Source organism: Acinetobacter sp. YH01024, from assembly GCF_013420195.1.
Classification (GTDB): domain Bacteria; phylum Pseudomonadota; class Gammaproteobacteria; order Pseudomonadales; family Moraxellaceae; genus Acinetobacter; species Acinetobacter amyesii.
Map to the genome: position 1 here is coordinate 1 of NZ_VOYQ01000082.1, position 4,780 is coordinate 4,780.

Here is a 4,780-nt window from a genome sequence, read left to right on the forward strand (position 1 = left end):
ATGAAGACGGCTTACGCCACCATCAAAGGTATTGAGGTGATGCGTGCACTACGCAAAGGCCAGGCCTCAGCATTTTATTATGGTGATCCCCTGGGCGAAATGCGCCTGGTAAGCAGAGTTTTTGAAACGTAAGGCCTTTGAATAAGACAAAAGGCTGCCTCATCGCTAACTTTGCAACAGTGCCGTTGCTCTCAGAGTTGTCGTAATTTGATGGACTATTGTCGTAATTGCTTATGGAGTTGTCGTAGTTGCTTGGAGAAATGTCGTAGTTGGATGGGGAGTAGTCATAGGGAAGACGAGCTTCATCCACTAAAACAATTGGCAGGTCAGCAAGTGCCTGCCCCGATGCCATCGCAAGTACGAGGCTTAGAACCACCTTCAACAGATCGCGCATAGTCTTCCCCAGCTCTCTAACGCTTGAGTTAAGCCGCGCCGCGAAGCGGCGTCGGCTTGAACGAATTGTTAGACATTATTTGCCGACTACCTTGGTGATCTCGCCTTTCACGTAGTGAACAAATTCTTCCAACTGATCTGCGCGCGAGGCCAAGCGATCTTCTTGTCCAAGATAAGCCTGCCTAGCTTCAAGTATGACGGGCTGATACTGGGCCGGCAGGCGCTCCATTGCCCAGTCGGCAGCGACATCCTTCGGCGCGATTTTGCCGGTTACTGCGCTGTACCAAATGCGGGACAACGTAAGCACTACATTTCGCTCATCGCCAGCCCAGTCGGGCGGCGAGTTCCATAGCGTTAAGGTTTCATTTAGCGCCTCAAATAGATCCTGTTCAGGAACCGGATCAAAGAGTTCCTCCGCCGCTGGACCTACCAAGGCAACGCTATGTTCTCTTGCTTTTGTCAGCAAGATAGCCAGATCAATGTCGATCGTGGCTGGCTCGAAGATACCTGCAAGAATGTCATTGCGCTGCCATTCTCCAAATTGCAGTTCGCGCTTAGCTGGATAACGCCACGGAATGATGTCGTCGTGCACAACAATGGTGACTTCTACAGCGCGGAGAATCTCGCTCTCTCCAGGGGAAGCCGAAGTTTCCAAAAGGTCGTTGATCAAAGCTCGCCGCGTTGTTTCATCAAGCCTTACGGTCACCGTAACCAGCAAATCAATATCACTGTGTGGCTTCAGGCCGCCATCCACTGCGGAGCCGTACAAATGTACGGCCAGCAACGTCGGTTCGAGATGGCGCTCGATGACGCCAACTACCTCTGATAGTTGAGTCGATACTTCGGCGATCACCGCTTCCCTCATGATGTTTAACTCCTGAATTAAGCCGCGCCGCGAAGCGGTGTCGGCTTGAATGAATTGTTAGGCGTCATCCTGTGCTCCCGAGAACCAGTACCAGTACATCGCTGTTTCGTTCGAGACTTGAGGTCTAGTTTTATACGTGAACAGGTCAATGCCGCCGAGAGTAAAGCCACATTTTGCGTACAAATTGCAGGCAGGTACATTGTTCGTTTGTGTCTCTAATCGTATGCCAAGGAGCTGTCTGCTTAGTGCCCACTTTTTCGCAAATTCGATGAGACTGTGCGCGACTCCTTTGCCTCGGTGCGTGTGCGACACAACAATGTGTTCGATAGAGGCTAGATCGTTCCATGTTGAGTTGAGTTCAATCTTCCCGACAAGCTCTTGGTCGATGAATGCGCCATAGCAAGCAGAGTCTTCATCAGAGTCATCATCCGAGATGTAATCCTTCCGGTAGGGGCTCACACTTCTGGTAGATAGTTCAAAGCCTTGGTCGGATAGGTGCACATCGAACACTTCACGAACAATGAAATGGTTCTCAGCATCCAATGTTTCCGCCACCTGCTCAGGGATCACCGAAATCTTCATATGACGCCTAACGCCTGGCACAGCGGATCGCAAACCTGGCGCGGCTTTTGGTACAAAAGGCGTGACAGGTTTGCGAATCCGTTGCTGCCACTTGTTAACCCTTTTGCCAGATTTGGTAACTATAATTTATGTTAGAGGCGAAGTCTTGGGTAAAAACTGGCCTAAAATTGCTGGGGATTTCAGGAAAGTAAACATCACCTTCCGGCTCGATGTCTATTGTAGATATATGTAGTGTATCTACTTGATCGATCAGGCTTTTGTATATCTCCCCACCACCTGAAACAATGACATGATCCGTTATTTTCTTTAGGTTGGTTAAAGCATCTTTAATTGATGGAAAGATCAATACGTTCTCATTGTCAGATGTAAAACTTGAACGTGTTACGACCGCATACTTTCGGTTGGGTAATGCTCCCATTGATTCAAAAGTCTTGCGTCCAACCAACAGCCATTGGTTATAGGTAATAGCTTTAAACAGGAGCTGTTCACCTTTGGCACTCCATGGAATATCAGGGCCATTCCCGATAACTCCATTCTTCGATATAGCTACCATTAGTGATAGTTTCACAATTCTTCCTCAGAGGTTAACATTTTATTAGTAAGCATGCTCGTTTTGTCACCCGCTGATGCTTACCGTTAATTAATATAATCACTTGTATTAAATAGACTTTCTTTAAAAATACAAGACACTCTGTTATTACAAATCGTGCATGCCGTCTATCCTGCTTGCACGATGCACATTATCTCACCCAAAGAACTCATAACATTTTAATTTATTTAGCATTAAATTAAAACTCTACCGGTAAACAAGCATCTCTAGGCGTAAAAAACAGGCACTTTTTTAAATCCCAGCTAGAATAGGCTGTATAGGCAGACAGTTGCAAGACAAGGAGCGTTTTATGTCTAACAGTCCATTTTTAAATTCTATACGCACGGATATGCGACAAAAAGGTTATGCGCTGAAAACTGAAAAAACTTACCTGCACTGGATTAAGCGTTTTATTCTGTTTCACAAAAAACGTCATCCTCAGACCATGGGCAGTGAAGAGGTCAGGCTGTTTTTATCCAGCTTAGCAAACAGCAGACATGTAGCCATAAACACGCAGAAAATCGCTTTAAATGCCCTAGCTTTTTTGTACAACAGGTTTTTACAACAGCCGTTGGGCGATATTGATTATATCCCTGCAAGCAAGCCTAGACGGCTACCCTCTGTTATCTCTGCAAATGAAGTGCAACGCATTTTGCAGGTTATGGATACTCGCAACCAAGTTATTTTTACGCTGCTGTATGGTGCAGGTTTGCGCATTAATGAATGCTTGCGTTTGCGGGTTAAAGATTTTGATTTTGATAATGGCTGCATCACTGTGCATGACGGTAAGGGTGGGAAAAGCAGAAACAGCCTACTGCCCACGCGCCTAATCCCAGCAATAAAATAACTCATTGAGCAAGCGCGGCTTATTCAGCAAGACGACAACTTACAAGGCGTAGGGCCATCGCTGCCTTTTGCTTTAGATCACAAATACCCTTCTGCTTATCGACAAGCGGCGTGGATGTTTGTCTTTCCCTCCAGCACGCTCTGCAACCACCCGTATAACGGCAAATTATGCCGCCATCATCTGCATGACTCCGTTGCGCGAAAGGCATTGAAGGCAGCCGTACAAAAAGCAGGCATCGTTAGCAAGCGTGTCACTTGTCATACATTTCGTCACTCGTTTGCTACGCATCTATTACAAGCGGGGCGTGATATTCGCACTGTGCAAGAACTCTTAGGGCATAACGATGTTAAGACCACGCAAATCTATACGCATGTGTTGGGTCAGCATTTTGCCGGCACCACCAGTCCTGCGGATGGACTGATGCTACTTATCAATCAGTAAAAGTAGATAAATATCTTTATGTAGCCCTGAGTAGCCCCTGATACTTTTTATGGTGAAAAAGATAAACAATCATAGAGGGGATAAATATGAGCCAGTTCTACCATTGTTCAGATAAGTTTAAGCAAGATACTGTCAATCACAGTGACCATTCATGGTCATTACACTTCCTCCAGTTGCCAGACAATGCCTAACATAAAAACGCAAAAGCCCAAAAGTCAGAGCTTAGGTGTTCTAGGCGTTTTCTAAGCGCTGAAGAAATACGTCTTACCGTAGATTGCGTGCGTTTCTGAAGCACATTTTCCTTATACATGGCTTTATCCCAGGCAGCTTCATCAAGCTCTTGGAGTAACAAGCCAGTAATAATGCGACACTCTCGGGTTTGTAGCGAGCCGCTGGTGAGATCGGAGTTATAGCGGAAAGGGGTCATTTGTAATTATTTGTGGGTGGAGGATAGTTAACTTATTATTGTAGTTGGAAGAGGCTGCTTTCCAAACATTAGCACCTCGTAATGCTTGTTACTGTATATTAATTTATGCTCTTAGCGCATGTTAATGGGCTATTACAATGCATAATGTCCACATCAAGATAACTGTGGCTTAACACCTGTACAAGCGAAAAAAATCAATCACCTGTCCGGAAATACGGGATCACTGTAAAGTGTTGGTGAGGCAGTCTAGGAGGGGGATTTAATTTGGGATACTGATGAAAGGATTATGATCAGTTGGATATAGGATCGTACTAAGCTGAGCGGCAGGTTAGCTAGATTAGTTAACCAGATAAGTGAAATCTAGTTCCAAACTATTTTGTCATTTTTAATTTTCGTATTAGCTTACGACGCTACACCCAGTTCCCATCTATTTTGTCACTCTTCCCTAAATAATCCTTAAAAACTCCATTTCCACCCCTCCCAGTTCCCAACTATTTTGTCCGCCCACAGGCGTGGCGGCCAGGGCCGATGAACGCAAGAAGCTCGAACGGCTGTGCCGGTACATCAGCCGCCCGGCGGTATCCGAGAAGCGGCTGTCGTTAACACGAGGCGGCAACGTGCGCTACCAGCTCAAGA

4 protein-coding genes and 4 pseudogenes are annotated in these 4,780 nt (G+C 46.0%); 4 read left to right on the forward strand and 4 right to left on the reverse strand.

Annotated features, from left to right (window positions below; all coding sequences use genetic code 11):
• Positions 1–132: pseudogene (locus FTT88_RS16675) on the forward strand (IS6 family transposase); the annotation flags it as partial.
• A 120-nt stretch (positions 133–252) separates the two neighbouring features.
• Complete coding sequence (locus tag FTT88_RS17175; RefSeq protein WP_180081942.1) at positions 253–396, forward strand: hypothetical protein; 144 nt, start codon at positions 253–255, stop codon at positions 394–396.
• Between the two features lie 26 nt (positions 397–422).
• Here the strand turns inward: FTT88_RS17175 and aadA1 are convergent.
• From aadA1 to dfrA1, 3 genes and pseudogenes are all read right to left on the reverse strand, one after another.
• Positions 423–1,258: pseudogene (gene aadA1 / locus FTT88_RS16685) on the reverse strand (ANT(3'')-Ia family aminoglycoside nucleotidyltransferase AadA1).
• Positions 1,259–1,315: 57 nt separating this feature from the next.
• Positions 1,316–1,840 carry a streptothricin N-acetyltransferase Sat2 gene (gene sat2, locus FTT88_RS16690; protein WP_000704156.1) on the reverse strand — a complete coding sequence of 175 codons (525 nt, stop codon included), beginning with the start codon at positions 1,838–1,840 and terminating at the stop codon, positions 1,316–1,318.
• A gap of 94 nt (positions 1,841–1,934) precedes the next feature.
• On the reverse strand, positions 1,935–2,408 hold the full coding sequence (dfrA1, locus tag FTT88_RS16695; RefSeq protein ID WP_000777554.1) for a trimethoprim-resistant dihydrofolate reductase DfrA1: 474 nt from the start codon (positions 2,406–2,408) through the stop codon (positions 1,935–1,937).
• 331 nt (positions 2,409–2,739) lie between these two features.
• On the opposite strand from dfrA1, the pseudogene intI2 reads away from it, so the two are divergent.
• A pseudogene (gene intI2, locus FTT88_RS17435) lies at positions 2,740–3,717 on the forward strand (class 2 integron integrase IntI2).
• Positions 3,718–3,904: 187 nt separating this feature from the next.
• Here the strand turns inward: intI2 and FTT88_RS16710 are convergent.
• On the reverse strand, positions 3,905–4,144 hold the full coding sequence (locus FTT88_RS16710) for a BrxA family protein (protein WP_001353740.1): 240 nt from the start codon (positions 4,142–4,144) through the stop codon (positions 3,905–3,907).
• A 509-nt stretch (positions 4,145–4,653) separates the two neighbouring features.
• Between FTT88_RS16710 and FTT88_RS16715 the strand changes: the two are divergent.
• Positions 4,654–4,780 (forward strand): annotated as a pseudogene (locus tag FTT88_RS16715) (transposase); the annotation flags it as partial.